This is a genomic window from Euzebyales bacterium (genome assembly GCA_035461305.1).
In the GTDB taxonomy this organism is placed as follows: Bacteria; Actinomycetota; Nitriliruptoria; order Euzebyales; family JAHELV01; genus JAHELV01.
Window position 1 is genome coordinate 19,630 of record DATHVN010000188.1, and the last position, 13,236, is coordinate 32,865.

Below are 13,236 nucleotides of genomic sequence, written 5' to 3' on the forward strand. Positions count from 1 at the left end.
CGTCGATGGTCGCGCCTGTCGACCGGCTCGCGGACGTCGGGCGGGTCGTGGGCTGCGACGGCGGGTGACGGAGGGTGGGGCGCATCGGGCATCGATCATCCTCTCGGGCGGGGACCGACCTCGGACGCGCGAACGCCCCGGGGTCCGGCCCCGGGGCGTGACGGTTCTCCGTATGGTGCGCTAGCGCGACGATCCGGCCTCGGGGGCGTGCTCCGTGGCCGTCGTGGTGCGTGCGTGGTGATGCATGGCCCCACTCTACCGCCTGCCCGCCGCGCGCTATTGTTGCCCGGTCGTTCCCACTCCGCCGTAGCCAGGGGCGAGCAATGGGTCGGTCCGTGATCATGACCGTGGACGACGACGCGAGCGTGTCTCGGGCCATCGCGCGGGATCTGCGCCGCCGCTACGGCGAGCACCACCGCATCGTGCGCGCCGAGTCCGGGCTCGACGCCCTCGACGCGCTGCGCGAGCTCGTGGCCCGGGGTGAGCCGATCGCCGTCCTGCTGGCCGACCACCGCATGCCGGGCATGAAAGGCGTCGAGTTCCTCGAGCGGGCGATGGACATCGCGCCGACCGCCAAGCGTGCCCTGTTGACGGCCTACGCCGACACCGGCGCGGCCATCGCAGCGATCAACACGGTCGACCTCGACAACTACCTGCTCAAGCCGTGGGACCCGCCCGAGCAGCAGCTGTATCCGGTGCTCGACGAGCTGCTCGATGCGTTCGCGGCGACGGAGCGGCCGGCGTTCGAGGGCGTGCGGGTCGTCGGTCACCGCTGGTCGTTGCCGTCCAACGAGGTCAAGGAGTTCCTCGCCAGCAACGGCGTGCCGTTCGAGTGGCTGGACGTCGAAGGCGAGCCGGCGCGGCGGCTGCTCGAGGCGGCGCGGGCGACCGACGACGATCTGCCCGTCGTCGTCGCGCCGAGCGGTCAGGTGCTGCGGGCGCCGACGACGCGCGACCTGGCCGGCGAGATCGGCCTGTCGACGTCGGCCGCCCGTCCGTTCTATGACCTCGTGATCGTCGGCGGCGGACCGGCTGGCCTCGGCGCTGCGGTCTACGGTGCGTCGGAGGGCCTGCGCACGCTGCTTGTCGAACGCTCCGCCACCGGCGGGCAGGCGGGCCAGAGCTCGCGCATCGAGAACTACCTCGGATTCCCGGGCGGCATCAACGGCGGCGAGCTGGCGCGGCGGGCCAGCAGCCAGGCGCTGCGGCTCGAGGCCGAGATCCTCAACGCCAGCAAGGTCACCGGCATCTCGTCGCGTGGCGCGGCGCACGTCGTGGCGCTGGCCGACGGCTCGGAGGTGTCGGCGCAGGCGTGCATCGTGGCCACGGGCGTCGCCTACCGGCGCCTGCCGGCGGGCGGCGCCGACCGCTTCACGGGTCGCGGCATCTACTACGGCGCGGCCACCCACGAGGCCGTCAACTGCAGGGACGAGCACGTGTACGTCGTGGGCGGCGCGAACTCGGCGGGTCAGGCGGCGGTCCACTTCAGCAGGTATGCATCGGAGGTCACCGTGCTGGTCCGCGGCGACTCGCTGCACCGCGGCATGTCGCAGTACCTGATCGACCAGATCGGCCGCGTCGACCGCATCACCGTGCGGGCCTGCACCGAGGTCGCCAGCGTGGACGGCGACGGCCACCTCGAGTCGCTCGTGCTGCGCGACTCGTTGACCGGCGAGCACGACGCCGTCGAGACGAGCCACCTGTTCGTCTTCATCGGCGCGTCGCCGAGCACCGACTGGCTGGGCGATGGTGTCGTGCGCGACGAGCGTGGGTTCGTGCTCACCGGTCCCGACCTGATGCGCGACGGCAGGCCGCCCGCGGGGTGGACGCCCGAGCGCGAGCCCTACTACCTGGAGACCAGCGCGCCGGGTGTGTTCGCCGCGGGTGACGTGCGCCACCAGTCGGTCAAGCGGGTGGCGTCGGCGGTCGGCGAGGGTGCGATGGCGGTGACGCTGGTGCACCGCTACCTGGAGGGATCGTCGTGACGTCGGAGCTTGGCGAGGAACTGCGCACGACTTTCCTGTTCGAGCGGCTGTCGGACGAGCAGCTCGACTGGCTGGTCGAGCGCGGCGAGGTCTGCACGTTCGACCGCGGCGCGCACGTGTACGACGAGGGCGAGCCTGGGGAGCACTTCTACGTGCTGCTCGACGGCGGCGTGCGCTTCACGCGCCAGGTCGGTGCCGACGTCATCGAGCTCCCTGAGACCACGCAGCGTGGCGTGTATGCGGGCGCGACCCAGGCGGTCATCAGCCGCAGCGTCGATACGTACCTCAACAGCCTGCTGACCACGCGCCCGTCGCGGTTCTACCGGCTGCCGACCGTCGACTTCGCCGACTTCCTGCACCGTTGGTTCCCGATGGCGGTGCACCTGCTGGAGGGCCTGTTCATCGGGGTGCGCAACAGCGAAGCGATGGTCCGGCAGCACGAGCAGCTGACCGCCCTCGGCGCGCTGTCGGCGGGACTCGCCCATGAGCTGAACAACCCGTCGTCGGCGGCGATGCGTGCCACCGGGCAGCTGCGCGACCGGGTGGCGGCCATGCGTCACAAGCTGGCGATGCTCGCCGACGGACGGTTGTCGGCCGACGACCTCGGCGACCTGGTCGCCGCGCAGGAGCGCGTGGTGGAGCTGGCCGCGAAGGCCCCCCGGCGGTCGGCGCTCGCCGAGTCGGAGGCCGAGGACGACTTGACCGACTGGCTGGACGCCCACGACGTGGCGGGCAGTTGGGAGATCGCGGCCGTGTTCGCCGCCGCCGGCGTGGAACGCGCGTGGCTGGCCGACCTCGCCGGGCAGGTCCACCCGGCGATGCTCGAGCCCGCGTTGCGGTGGCTGACGTACACCCTCGAGACCGAGTCGCTGATGACCGAGATCGAGGAGGCCACCGGTCGGATCTCGACGCTGGTCACCGCGGTCAAGCAGTACTCCCACATGGACCGCACGCCCTTCGCCGACGTCGCCGTGACGGAAGGGCTCGACAGCACGCTGACGCTGCTGGGCCACAAGCTCGCGACCATCGACGTGCGCCGCGACTACCCGGACGAGGTGCCGGTAGTGCCCGGCCACGCCGGCGAGCTGAACCAGGTATGGACCAACCTGATCGACAACGCCGCGCACGCGATGGACGGCGAGGGTGTGCTCACGGTGTCCGTACGGCCGCGCGACGCCGGTGTCGACGTGGTCATCGGCGACACCGGTCCCGGGATTCCCGGGGACGTTCGGCCGCGGATCTTCGAGGCGTTCTTCACGACGAAGCCGGCCGGCGAGGGTTCCGGGCTGGGACTCGAGATCGCCCACAGGATCGTCACCCAGCGTCATCGCGGCAGCATCGCGGTCGACTCGGAGCCGGGCCGCACGCGGGTGCGCGTGTGGCTGCCCGGCGCCGCGATGCCGGTGCCCCGCGCACCGGACCTCGCCTAGGCCGGGACGTCCTCGGCCAGCTGTCCGTCGACCCGCCTGCGGTCGACGTAGCACCATGCCCAGTCGTCGTCCGGCTCGGCCGACGCGACTGCTGGATGGCCGGTGTCGCGGTGGTGGGCCGCTGCGTGGCGGTTGGGCGACGAGTCGCAGCAGCCCACGTACCCGCATGTCAGGCAGATGCGTAGGTGCAGCCACCGACCTCCCGTCCGCAGGCAATCCTCGCAGCCGGGTGCGCTGGGCGTCACCGGTGCGATGTCGGCGAGGTGGACACATGCCTCCCCGGTCGGGTGGAAGCTCACGGGTTGGTCGGGGTCGACGACGGCCCTCGACCCGTCGCGTGCCAGATCGCCGCTCCAGCCGACGTGGCGGACGCGCTTGACCTCGGCTGCGATGGCCGCGGGGGCCAGGCCGTAGCGCTCGAGCACCCGCACCGCAACGCCCAGCGCCGACGCGTCCTCGGCGGTCACGACGTCGTCGACGCCGAGTCCGGCGGCGCTCGCACCGTCGGCGACGCGGGCGATGACAGGCACGCCCGGTGCCACGACACCGGCGGTCGCGGCGATGCGCGCGACGGCGTCCGGCTCGTCGTCTGCGATCACGAGGCACCGCGCATCGGGCAGCGCGGCGGCCTCCAGCGTCGCCCGCCGCGTGGCGTCGCCCCGCAGCACGGCATACCCGAGGTCCTCAGCTTCCGATGCCCCCGTCGGCGACAGCGTCGTGGTCACGAAGGGGATGCCGTTGCGGTCCAGCAGTGCCGCCAGCGACCGCGCGGCCGCCCCGTAGCCGGCCATGACGACGTGGCCGGTCAGCGCTTCCGGTCGCCCGTCGAGGTCCTCATCGAGCACGGCCGTCCGCCGCGCCGCGAGCCGTGTCGCCAGCCGGTGGCCCGCCGACGACATGGCGGGCGTCGCCACCATCAGCACGACGGTGGCCGCGATGAAGGTCTGGCTGCCAGCATCGCCCAGCCCGGCCGGCGAGAGACCGGCCGATCGACCCACCCCCTCGAGCACGAACGAGAACTCGCCGATCTGCGCCAATCCGAAGGCGGCGACCGCCGCGATCGGCGCAGGCGCACGCAGTGCCGCGACGGCGACGCCGGTGGTGACCAGCTTGATCGCCGCCACCACCACGACGACCGCGAGCACCAGTGGCAGGTTCGACCGCAGGAACGCCGGGTCGAGCAGCATCCCGATGGACAGGAAGAACACGGCGCTGAACAGCGCCTGCAGCGGGATGACCTCGCCGAGCGCCTGCAGGTCGAACGCCGAGTCGCCCACCAGCAGCCCGGCCAGGAACGCACCAAGCGTCACCGACCCGATCAGTAGCCCGCTGACGTACGCAGTGCCGATGCAGATCGCGATGACGACCAGCAGGAAGACCTCCTGGGAGCACGACCGCGCCACCGCCTCCAGCAGCCGGGGCATCACCCGCCTGGCGCCGAACAGCACGGCCGCCACCACCAGGGCCGCGCGGCCCAGAGCGATCACGATATCGACCGCGGTACCGCCGTCACCAGCGAGCATCGGCACGATGAGCACGAACGCGACGATCGCCAGATCCTGGAAGATCAGCAGCGCGATCTGCACGCGGCCGTCGCGCGTGTCTGTGCGGCCCCGCTCGGCGAGCAGCTTCAGCACGATGGCCGTCGACGACAGCGCGACCAGCATCCCGCTGAACAGCGCATCGGGCGCGGAGGCGCCGACCGCGAGGCACAGACCTGCGGTCGCGGCGATCGCCAGGCTCACCTGTAGGCCGCCGCCACCAACGATGAGCCGCCGGATCGCGAACAGCCGATCCAGTGAGAACTCGATGCCGATGGTGAACAGCAGCAGGATCACTCCGAGCTCCGCTGCCGCGTTGACGGTCTCGATCGAGCGGACCAGCCCGACGGCGTTGGGACCGATGACAACGCCGGCCACCAGGAACCCGACGATGGGGACCTGGCGCAGCCGACTTGCAAGGTATGCAGCCACCGCCGCGGCGATCAGCAGGGCGGCGACCTCGGTCAGGAACGGGGGCGCACCCGTGCCCGCAGCAGCGGCTGCGGCCAGCGGAGGAGCACCCATCGCAGCTCACCCTAACCTCGTTGGGCACGGCCGGCTTCCCAATCGTCGTCACCACTCTTCCCCGGTTCCCGTCCGTGGCGGCCGAGGACGGGATCATCGGGTCGACGACTGTCGCTGGTAGGCCGGTACGTCACAGGCGTGGGTGTAGTCGATGGCCGCCCAGAACCGGTCGGCCTCGGGGTTGCCGTCGAGCACGAGCAGCAGAGCATCCTCGGCGCCCATGTCAGTCAGTGCCCGCGTGAAGTCGTCAACGAGCGCCGAGGCGACGCCCTGTCGGCGGTGGTCGGGATGCGTCGCCAGTCGTGACACCGTCGCGACCCGCCCATCGAACGAGCCGAGCAGCGCACCGACGATCTTGCCGCCGCTGTCGGTGTCCATCGCGACCAGGAACAGCTCGGGTGCCCGCAGCAGCATCCGCTCCATCTCGTTGCGGAAGCCGCGTGGCGACGGCACGAGGCCGCAGTCGGTCCACAGATCCGCGACCTCGTTGAGGTCGAACGAGCGTGCGCGACGGACGCGGAGGACGCGGGGATCGGGCATGGATGGTCCGCGGGGATCGGATCACATGTCGCGCGGATTCTACGGGTCGCGGCGAGCGGAGATGATCCTGACGCGAATGGATTCCGGATGACCGAGGGCTTGTGCCTCGGGTTACGATCAGCGCAGTCGTCCAGGATGGAGCCATCATGCCGATCGCCACGCCCGACAGCTACACCGAGATGCTCGACCGCGCCAAGGCCGGCGCCTTCGCCTACCCCGCGATCAACGTGACGTCGTCGCAGACGCTCAGCGCCGCCATCCGCGGCTTCGCCGAGGCGCGCAGCGACGGCATCGTGCAGGTGTCGACGGGCGGGGCGGGCTACTTCTCGGGCCCCAACAAGAACGACATGACGGTGGGCGGCGTGGCCATGGCGACGCTGGCGCACGTCGTCGCCGACCAGTACGACGTCACGATTGCGCTGCACACCGACCACTGCCCCAAGGACAAGCTCGACGGCTTCATGCGACCGCTGATCAGGATCAGCCAGGAACGCGTCGCGAACGGTGAGCTTCCGCTGTTCCAGTCGCACATGTGGGACGGGTCGGCCGTCCCGCTCGACGAGAACCTGCAGATCGCCGAGGACCTGCTGGCAGAGTGCGCCAAGGCCAACCTGGTGATGGAGATGGAGATCGGTGTGGTCGGCGGTGAGGAGGACGGCGTCGTCGCCCAGATCAACGAGAAGCTCTACACAGCCGACAGCGACTTCGTCCGCACCGCCGAGGCGCTGGGGATCGGCGAGAAGGGGCGCTACATCCTCGCCGCGACGTTCGGCAACGTGCACGGTGTGTACAAGCCCGGCAACGTCACGCTGCGACCCGAGATTCTCAAGCGCGGTCAGGACACCGTGGCGGAGGCGTTCGGGCTCGAGGCCGGCAGCAAGCCGTTCGACCTGGTGTTCCATGGTGGCTCCGGATCGACGCTGGACGAGATCCGCGAGTCACTGGACTACGGCGTGGTCAAGATGAACATCGACACCGACACGCAGTACGCGTTCACGCGGCCGATCGCCGATCACATGTTCAAGAACTACGACGGCGTCCTCCGCGTGGACGGCGAGGTCGGCATCAAGAAGACCTACGACCCGCGGACGTGGGGCAAGAAGGCCGAGGAGAGCATGGCCGCCCGCGTGGGCGAGGCGTGCGAGGCGCTGCGGTCGGCCGGCACGACGATGGCCGGCGCCTAGGCGCCGCCCGCGCTGCGTGAGCGGGCATCCGACCGTCATCCACGAGCGCGTCGCGCAGGCGCGCGACGGGGACAACCCGACCGTCATCGCCCGGATGGCATCGGGTTGGGCGGTCCTCGGCGATCACCAGTTCCTTCCGGGGTACGCGCTGCTCCTGCCGGACCCCGTGGTGGTGCACGTGACCGACCTCGACCCCGGACGGCGAGCCCGATACCTGCTTGACATGACACGCGTTGGCGAGGCGCTGCTCGAGGTGACGGACAGCTACCGGATCAACTACGAGATCCTGGGCAACACCGCACCGGCGCTGCACGCGCACGTCTTCGCGCGCTACCTGTGGGAGCCGGACGAACACCGCGCCGTGCCGGTGTGGTCCTACCCTGCCGAGACCCTGCGCACCGTGCCGTTCTCATTGGAAGAGCACGGCGGACTGCGCGGCGCGCTCGCCGATGTGCTGGCGCAGGATGGTTGACACCCGCACCCTGGCGGAGGATCATCGGGCGCCGATGTAGACCCCTCGGCGACGCTCGTGGTGGTCCGCGCAGTGCGGGCGGCCGGCGCGTCGTCGACGCGACCGCAGGCCGTCACCACGGACGGCCTGCGCCACCCCCGTGCGAGGTGCCGGTCGTCACGCCGACACTGGAGCACCTTGTGGACCCGCTCGAGATCAGACCGGCCCGGCCCGACGACGCCGAACAGATCCTGGGCCTGCAGCGCGCCGCCTACCGGATCGAGGCCGAGCGCTACGGCGACGTCACTCTGCCGCCGCTGGCCGAGACGCTCGACGACCTCATGGCGATGTTCGACACGCACACGATCCTGGTCGCGCGTCGTCCGTCGCGGCCGATCCGATGGTCGGGACGGTGCGCGCGCGGCTGGTCGGCGACACGGCGCACGTCGCGCGCCTGGCGGTGCGCCCCGCCCCGCAGGGGCACGGGATCGGCCGGCGGCTGCTCGTCGCGATCGAGCGGGCGGTGGCACCGGTGGACCGCTACGAGCTGTTCACCGGCCACCGCAGCGAGCGCAACCTACGGCTCTACGCGCGTGCCGGCTACCGCAGAATGCGGACGGTGCGCGAGTCGGACCGTGTGTCGTTGATCTTCCTCGAGAAGGTGGTCGCCAACGGAGGTGCGCGATGACCGGTCTGCTGGTGATCCTCGCGATGGCGGTCGCGGGAGGCGCGGCCATCGCGCTGCAGGCTCAGCTTGCCGGCGTCGTCAGCGACCGCGTCGGCACACTCGAGGCGGTGTTCATCACGTACGGTGTCGGTGGCGTACTCTCGGGCGTGCTCATGCTGCTGGCCAGAGGCGGCAACCTGGCCCAGCTCCGCCACCTGCCGGCCTACATCTACCTCGCGGGAGCATTCGGCCTCGTGATCGTCGGGGCCATCTCGTTCAGCGTCGGGCGCCTGGGAGTCGTCCGCGGGCTGCTGCTCATCACGGTCGCGCAGTTCGTCGTGTCCGCGGCGATCGACCAGTTCGGCTGGTTCGGTGCCGACGTCCAGCCGCTCACGCTCGCGAAGGCCAGCGGCATCGTCCTGCTGCTCTGCGGAGGGTGGCTCGTCCTGCGATGACCGTGGCCGGGACACCAGCTGAACACCCGTCGACATCGTCCGACCAGAGCAGCGCCTGCTCGGTAGGCTGCGTCGATCATCGACGGCTCTGCGAACGCTGGTGACCGCATGTCCACGCGTGGCAGCTACGAGCCCGGCACCCCCTGCTGGGTCGATCTCATGTCTTCCGATGTCGACGCCTCGACGACCTTCTACACAGGCCTGTTCGGGTGGGAGCCCAGGACCAGCTCGATGGGCGGCAGCTTCATGATCATGCAGCCTGCGCCGAGGGCTGACGGGCACCACGTCGCTTCCTCGCGTCGGGCCTGCCGGTCGGGGCCGTTGGGCGGACGTCCTCAGCTCCGGCCGTCGAGCCCCCACGCGCGCAGCACGGTGGGATCGTCGTCCGCGCTGTCCGCCGTCCGGACCGCCGACCGCGAGAACCGCGGGGCCGCCGCCGGCTGGCGCCCACCCGCCGCCCAGTCGTGGTGGCTGTCGCGATGCGCCAGGTGTGGATGCGCCACCGCCTCCTCGAGGCTGAGCACAGGCGCGACGCACGCGTCGCTGCCGGCGAACCGTGTCGCCCACGCATCGCGGGGCCGCTGCAGGAACGTCGCCGCGATGTGGGCCCGCAGCTGCGGCCAGCCGGCACGATCGTCGCGGTCGGGCCAGCTCGAGGTGTCCACCGAGTCCGCGACGCCGTCGAGGAACGCGGCGTAGAACTGCGGCTCGAGCGCTGCGAGGGCAACGTACCCACCGTCGGCGCAGAGGTACGTGTCGTAGAAGGGCGCGCCGCCGTCGAGGAGGTTCGCACCCCGCTCGTGACGGTGGATGCCGGCGTTGCGGAGGCTCCACGTCTGTGCGAGCAGCAGTGACACGCCGTCGATCATCGCGGCGTCGACGACCTGCCCGCGGCCGGACCGTTCACGCTCGAGCAGCGCGGCAAGCACACCGGCGACCAGCAGCATCCCACCGCCACCGTAGTCGGCGACCAGGTTCAGCGGGATGGCAGGCTTGCCGCCGGCTGGTCCGATGAGCGACAGCGCACCCGAGATCGCCAGGTACGTCAGGTCGTGCCCGGCCCGGTCCGCCAGCGGGCCCCTCTGACCCCAGCCGGTCATGCGTGCGTAGACCAGCCCGGGGTTGCGCTCACCGCAGGTCTCGGGTCCGATGCCCAGCCGCTCCGTCACCCCCGGGCGGAAGCCCTCGACCAGCACGTCCGCCCGCTCCACCAGGTCCAGCGCTCGCGCCAGGCCGGCCCGGTCCCGCAGATCGAGCGTGATCGTCGCTCGTCCGCGGTTGGTGACCTCGTGCTCGGGTGGCACCAGTGCGGTGCCGCCGCCCGGTCGCGCCACACGCAGGACGTGCGCGCCCAGGTCCGCCAACAGCATGCAGCCGAAGGGCGCAGGTCCGAGCCCGGCGAGCTCGAGGACGCGGATGCCGTCGAGCGGACCGGCTGTCCGAGCGGTCACAGACCCAGTCCGCGCCCGATGATCTCCTTCATGATCTCGGTCGTGCCGCCGTAGATCGTCTGGACGCGCGCGTCGGCGAAGTCCCTGCTGATCTGGTACTCGCGCATGTAGCCGTAACCCCCGTGCAGCTGCAGGCACCGGTCGGCGACCCGGACCTGCAGCTCGGTGGTCCACCACTTGGCCTTCGCGGCGTCCTCCGGGGTCAGCTCGCCCTCGAGGTGCCGCGCGATGCACGCGTCGACGAACACCCGAGCGATCGTCACCTCGGTGTCGAGCTCGGCGAGCAGGAAGCGGCTGTGCTGGAACGACCCGACCGGCGCGCCGAACGCGGTGCGCTCCTTGACGTAGGCCAGCGTGCGCTCCAGCGCGCCCTCCGCGGCCGCGACGGCGCTGATCGCGATCGCGAGCCGCTCCTGGGGCAGGTGCGACACCAGATGGCGGAAGCCGTCGCCCTCGGCGCCGAGGCGGTTGGCGACCGGCACCCTCGCGTCGGTGAAGGCCAGCTCGCTGGTGTCCTGGGCGTGCAGCCCCAGCTTGTGCAGGTTGCGGCCACGTGAGAAGCCAGGGGTGTCGTCCTCGACCACGAGCAGTGTCAGGCCCCCGTGGCGGTCCTCGCCGGTCCGGCAGACCGTGACGACCAGGTCCGCGTGCTGACCGTTGGAGATGAAGGTCTTCGATCCGTTGACGAGGTAGTCGTCGCCGTCGCGCACCACGCGGGTGCTGATGCCCGCCAGGTCGCTTCCTGCGCCAGGTTCGGTCATGGCCACCGCCAGCACGGTGTCGCCGGTCGCGACGCCGGGCAGCCACCGCGCCTGCTGCGCCTCGTCGGCGAGGTCGAGCAGGTAGGGCAGCACGATGTCGTTGATCAGGCTGAACGACAGCCCGACCGAGTTCGCTCCGGCTCGTGCGAACTCCTCGATGACGACGGCGTTGAACCGGAAGTCGTCGATGCCCATGCCGCCGTGCGCCTCCGGCACCGCGAAGCCGAGCAGCCCCAAGGCCCCCGCCTCGGTGAACAGGCGCCGGTCGATCATGCCCTTGGCATCCATGTCGTCGAGCTGGCCGACGACGCGGTCGGTGATGAAGTCGCGGACGACCTCTCGCAGGCTGTCGTGCTCTGGCTCGAAGATCGTGCGGCGCATGCGGCGCTCCTGTCGCGCAGATCGTGCGGTCGCGCACACTACAGTAGGCCGCGTGCCGACCCGTCATGCGGTCGGCACACGTTGTCCACACCCGTGGACGCCGGCGTAGGGGCCGGGCGTCGTACCGTGTGGCCGTCCCGACCGACACTGCAATGTGAGCAGCCCGACCAAGGATGCGTGGGTGCAGGACATCTCCACGACGCCGAGCTGGCTGGCCGAAGAGGACCTGGCGTGGGTCCGGGAGCGGGTGCCGCTGGTGTGCGTCGACGCCGTGCCCGTGCGGCTCGACCACCTCGGGCAGGTCGAGAAGGTCGGCCTGCTGCTGCGGGCGCTGCCCGACACGACGGTGAGCCGGGCGATCGTGACCGGACGGATCCTGCGTGGTGAGACGGTGCGCGAGGCGCTCTGGCGTCACCTGACCAAGGACCTGGGACCGGACTGTGACCCGCAGCTTCCGGCCTCGATCACACCGTTCACGGTGGTCGAGTACTTCCCCGACCCCCAGCGCACGGGCTTCCACGATCCGCGCCAGCACACCGTGAGCCTCGCCTACGTCGTGCCGGTCAACGGCGAGTGCCGTCCCGCCGAGGACGCGCTCGACTTCGCCTGGCTCACCGTGGACGAGGTGACCAGTCGCGCGGTGGTGTCGGAGATGTCCCAGGGCCACGACCGCGTCGTGCGCCACGCCCTCGCGTACTGCCGCCGCCTGCCATGACGGCCCGCACAGCGTCGCGGCGCGACGCGCACACCGGCGGGATACGCCGATCGGATGACGCCACGGCACCTCCGCCGGGACAGGCTTGCTGACCGAGCTCGAGTGGCGACCGACATCGCCGCCGCTGAGCCTCGACATCGATGAGCGCCGACTGAGGACACCGGGTGAAGAAGTGGGGCGCCCTGGCTGTGTTGACCGCCGCGCAGTTCCTGATGGTCCTGGACCGGGCGGTCATGAACGTCTCGATCAGCCAGCTGGTCACAGACTTCGACACGACGGTGACCGTCATCCAGGGCGTCATCACCCTGTACTCGTTGGTGATGGCCGCCCTCATGGTCACGGGGGGCAAGGTCGGCGATCTCGTCGGGCGGCGCCGTGCCTTGCCATCGGACTCGTCATCTATGCGGCGGGATCCGCGTTGACGCCGCGTGGTCGGTGCCCGCGCTCGGCTTCGGCTGGTCGGTGCTGGAAGGGATCGGCGCGGCACTGGTGCTGCCTGCCCTCGTCGCGCTGATCGCGGCAACTATGCGGGCCGCGACCGTGTAGTGGCCTACGCCCTGATCGGTGGCGTCGCCGGCGTCGGCATCGCCGTCGGGCCGATCCTCGGAGGCTGGCTGACCACGGACTACACCTGGCGGCTCGTGTTCATTGGCGAGGTCGTCGTCGCCATCGCGATCCTCGGGTCCCCTGCGCATCATCAGTGAGGTCGAGCGGACCGGCCCGGCGCCGCAGCTCGACTGGGTCGGTTCGGTGTTGTCGGCGGCCGGGCTCGAGCTGGCGGTGTTCGGGATCCTGCAGGCGAGCACGTGGGGCGGGCTGCTGCCGAAGAACTCACCGGTCGAGGTCTTCGGATTCGCGCTGACCCCCCTTCGTCGTGGCGGCCGGTATCGGGGTCCTCGCGGTGTTCGCGGCCTGACGATGTCCATCCTCGGGATCGGCATGGGTCTCGTGGCCTCGCAGCTCGGGAACATCATCCAGTCGGCGGTCGGGCCGGCACAACGCCAGCGAGGCGGGTGGACTCCAGTGGACCGCACAGCAGCTCGGGTCGTCGCTGGGTGTGGCGTTGATCGGCGCATCGTCCTGACCGGGCTGTCGGCCACGTTCGTGAACCAGGTCGCAGGTGACGAGCGGATCTCTGCGGACGTCGCGT

At 70.9% G+C, this 13,236-nt stretch carries 14 protein-coding genes; 10 read left to right on the top strand and 4 right to left on the bottom strand.

The features are described from left to right. Nucleotides 1-341 precede the first annotated feature (341 nt). A complete protein-coding gene (locus VK923_17635) occupies nucleotides 342-1,985 on the top strand; it encodes an FAD-dependent oxidoreductase (GenBank protein HSJ46502.1) in 1,644 nt (547 codons plus the stop codon). Continuing rightward, the gene (locus VK923_17640) at nucleotides 1,982-3,415 is read left to right on the top strand and encodes an ATP-binding protein (GenBank protein HSJ46503.1); all 1,434 of its coding nucleotides are present in this window, start codon (nucleotides 1,982-1,984) and stop codon (nucleotides 3,413-3,415) included. Before VK923_17635 ends, VK923_17640 begins: the two co-directional genes overlap by 4 nt. Here VK923_17640 and VK923_17645 read toward each other — a convergent pair. Further along, a complete protein-coding gene (locus tag VK923_17645; GenBank protein HSJ46504.1) occupies nucleotides 3,412-5,481 on the bottom strand; it encodes a cation:proton antiporter in 2,070 nt (689 codons plus the stop codon). The two genes, VK923_17640 and VK923_17645, sit on opposite strands and share 4 nt — an antisense overlap. Nucleotides 5,482-5,574: 93 nt before the next feature. Further along, entirely contained in the window at nucleotides 5,575-6,021 is a 447-nt protein-coding gene (locus VK923_17650) for a GNAT family N-acetyltransferase (protein HSJ46505.1), read from the bottom strand. A 146-nt stretch (nucleotides 6,022-6,167) separates the two neighbouring features. On the opposite strand from VK923_17650, the gene fbaA reads away from it, so the two are divergent. The 4 genes from fbaA to VK923_17670 all read left to right on the top strand — a co-directional run bounded on the left by fbaA (nucleotide 6,168) and on the right by VK923_17670 (nucleotide 8,778). Beyond that, nucleotides 6,168-7,205 (top strand): class II fructose-bisphosphate aldolase, encoded by a 1,038-nt coding sequence (fbaA, locus tag VK923_17655; GenBank protein HSJ46506.1) that lies wholly within the window; start codon nucleotides 6,168-6,170, stop codon nucleotides 7,203-7,205. Between the two features lie 16 nt (nucleotides 7,206-7,221). Further along, a complete protein-coding gene (locus tag VK923_17660; GenBank protein ID HSJ46507.1) occupies nucleotides 7,222-7,677 on the top strand; it encodes an HIT domain-containing protein in 456 nt (151 codons plus the stop codon). 139 nt (nucleotides 7,678-7,816) lie between these two features. After that, complete coding sequence (locus VK923_17665; protein HSJ46508.1) at nucleotides 7,817-8,344, top strand: GNAT family N-acetyltransferase; 528 nt, start codon at nucleotides 7,817-7,819, stop codon at nucleotides 8,342-8,344. Continuing rightward, nucleotides 8,341-8,778: a DMT family transporter gene (locus tag VK923_17670; protein HSJ46509.1), complete on the top strand. Its 438-nt coding sequence runs from the start codon at nucleotides 8,341-8,343 to the stop codon at nucleotides 8,776-8,778. Before VK923_17665 ends, VK923_17670 begins: the two co-directional genes overlap by 4 nt. 335 nt (nucleotides 8,779-9,113) lie before the next feature. Here VK923_17670 and VK923_17675 read toward each other — a convergent pair whose 3' ends face one another. Together VK923_17675 and VK923_17680 are read right to left on the bottom strand one after the other, a co-directional pair. Further along, nucleotides 9,114-10,229: a CaiB/BaiF CoA-transferase family protein gene (locus VK923_17675; protein HSJ46510.1), complete on the bottom strand. Its 1,116-nt coding sequence runs from the start codon at nucleotides 10,227-10,229 to the stop codon at nucleotides 9,114-9,116. Then, complete coding sequence (locus VK923_17680; GenBank protein HSJ46511.1) at nucleotides 10,226-11,371, bottom strand: acyl-CoA dehydrogenase family protein; 1,146 nt, start codon at nucleotides 11,369-11,371, stop codon at nucleotides 10,226-10,228. Before VK923_17680 ends, VK923_17675 begins: the two co-directional genes overlap by 4 nt. A 181-nt stretch (nucleotides 11,372-11,552) precedes the next feature. On the opposite strand from VK923_17680, the gene VK923_17685 reads away from it, so the two are divergent. The 4 genes from VK923_17685 to VK923_17700 all read left to right on the top strand — a co-directional run. Further along, on the top strand, nucleotides 11,553-12,086 hold the full coding sequence (locus VK923_17685; protein ID HSJ46512.1) for a DUF4916 domain-containing protein: 534 nt from the start codon (nucleotides 11,553-11,555) through the stop codon (nucleotides 12,084-12,086). 164 nt (nucleotides 12,087-12,250) lie between these two features. Beyond that, entirely contained in the window at nucleotides 12,251-12,508 is a 258-nt protein-coding gene (locus tag VK923_17690; GenBank protein HSJ46513.1) for an MFS transporter, read from the top strand. 123 nt (nucleotides 12,509-12,631) lie between these two features. Beyond that, complete coding sequence (locus tag VK923_17695) at nucleotides 12,632-12,790, top strand: hypothetical protein (GenBank protein HSJ46514.1); 159 nt, start codon at nucleotides 12,632-12,634, stop codon at nucleotides 12,788-12,790. A gap of 46 nt (nucleotides 12,791-12,836) precedes the next feature. Next, nucleotides 12,837-13,236 (top strand): hypothetical protein (locus tag VK923_17700; protein HSJ46515.1); only part of this gene is annotated, 400 nt, incomplete at its 3' end.

Bases quoted from the DNA above. Each gene is read 5' to 3' on its own strand.
- VK923_17680 (HSJ46511.1), bottom strand. From the start codon at position 11,371: ATGCGCCGCACGATCTTCGAGCCAGAGCACGACAGCCTGCGAGAGGTC.
- VK923_17670 (HSJ46509.1), top strand. From the start codon at position 8,341: ATGACCGGTCTGCTGGTGATCCTCGCGATGGCGGTCGCGGGAGGCGCG.
- fbaA (HSJ46506.1), top strand. From the start codon at position 6,168: ATGCCGATCGCCACGCCCGACAGCTACACCGAGATGCTCGACCGCGCC.
- VK923_17645 (HSJ46504.1), bottom strand. From the start codon at position 5,481: ATGGGTGCTCCTCCGCTGGCCGCAGCCGCTGCTGCGGGCACGGGTGCG.
- VK923_17650 (HSJ46505.1), bottom strand. From the start codon at position 6,021: ATGCCCGATCCCCGCGTCCTCCGCGTCCGTCGCGCACGCTCGTTCGAC.
- VK923_17635 (HSJ46502.1), top strand. From the start codon at position 342: ATGACCGTGGACGACGACGCGAGCGTGTCTCGGGCCATCGCGCGGGAT.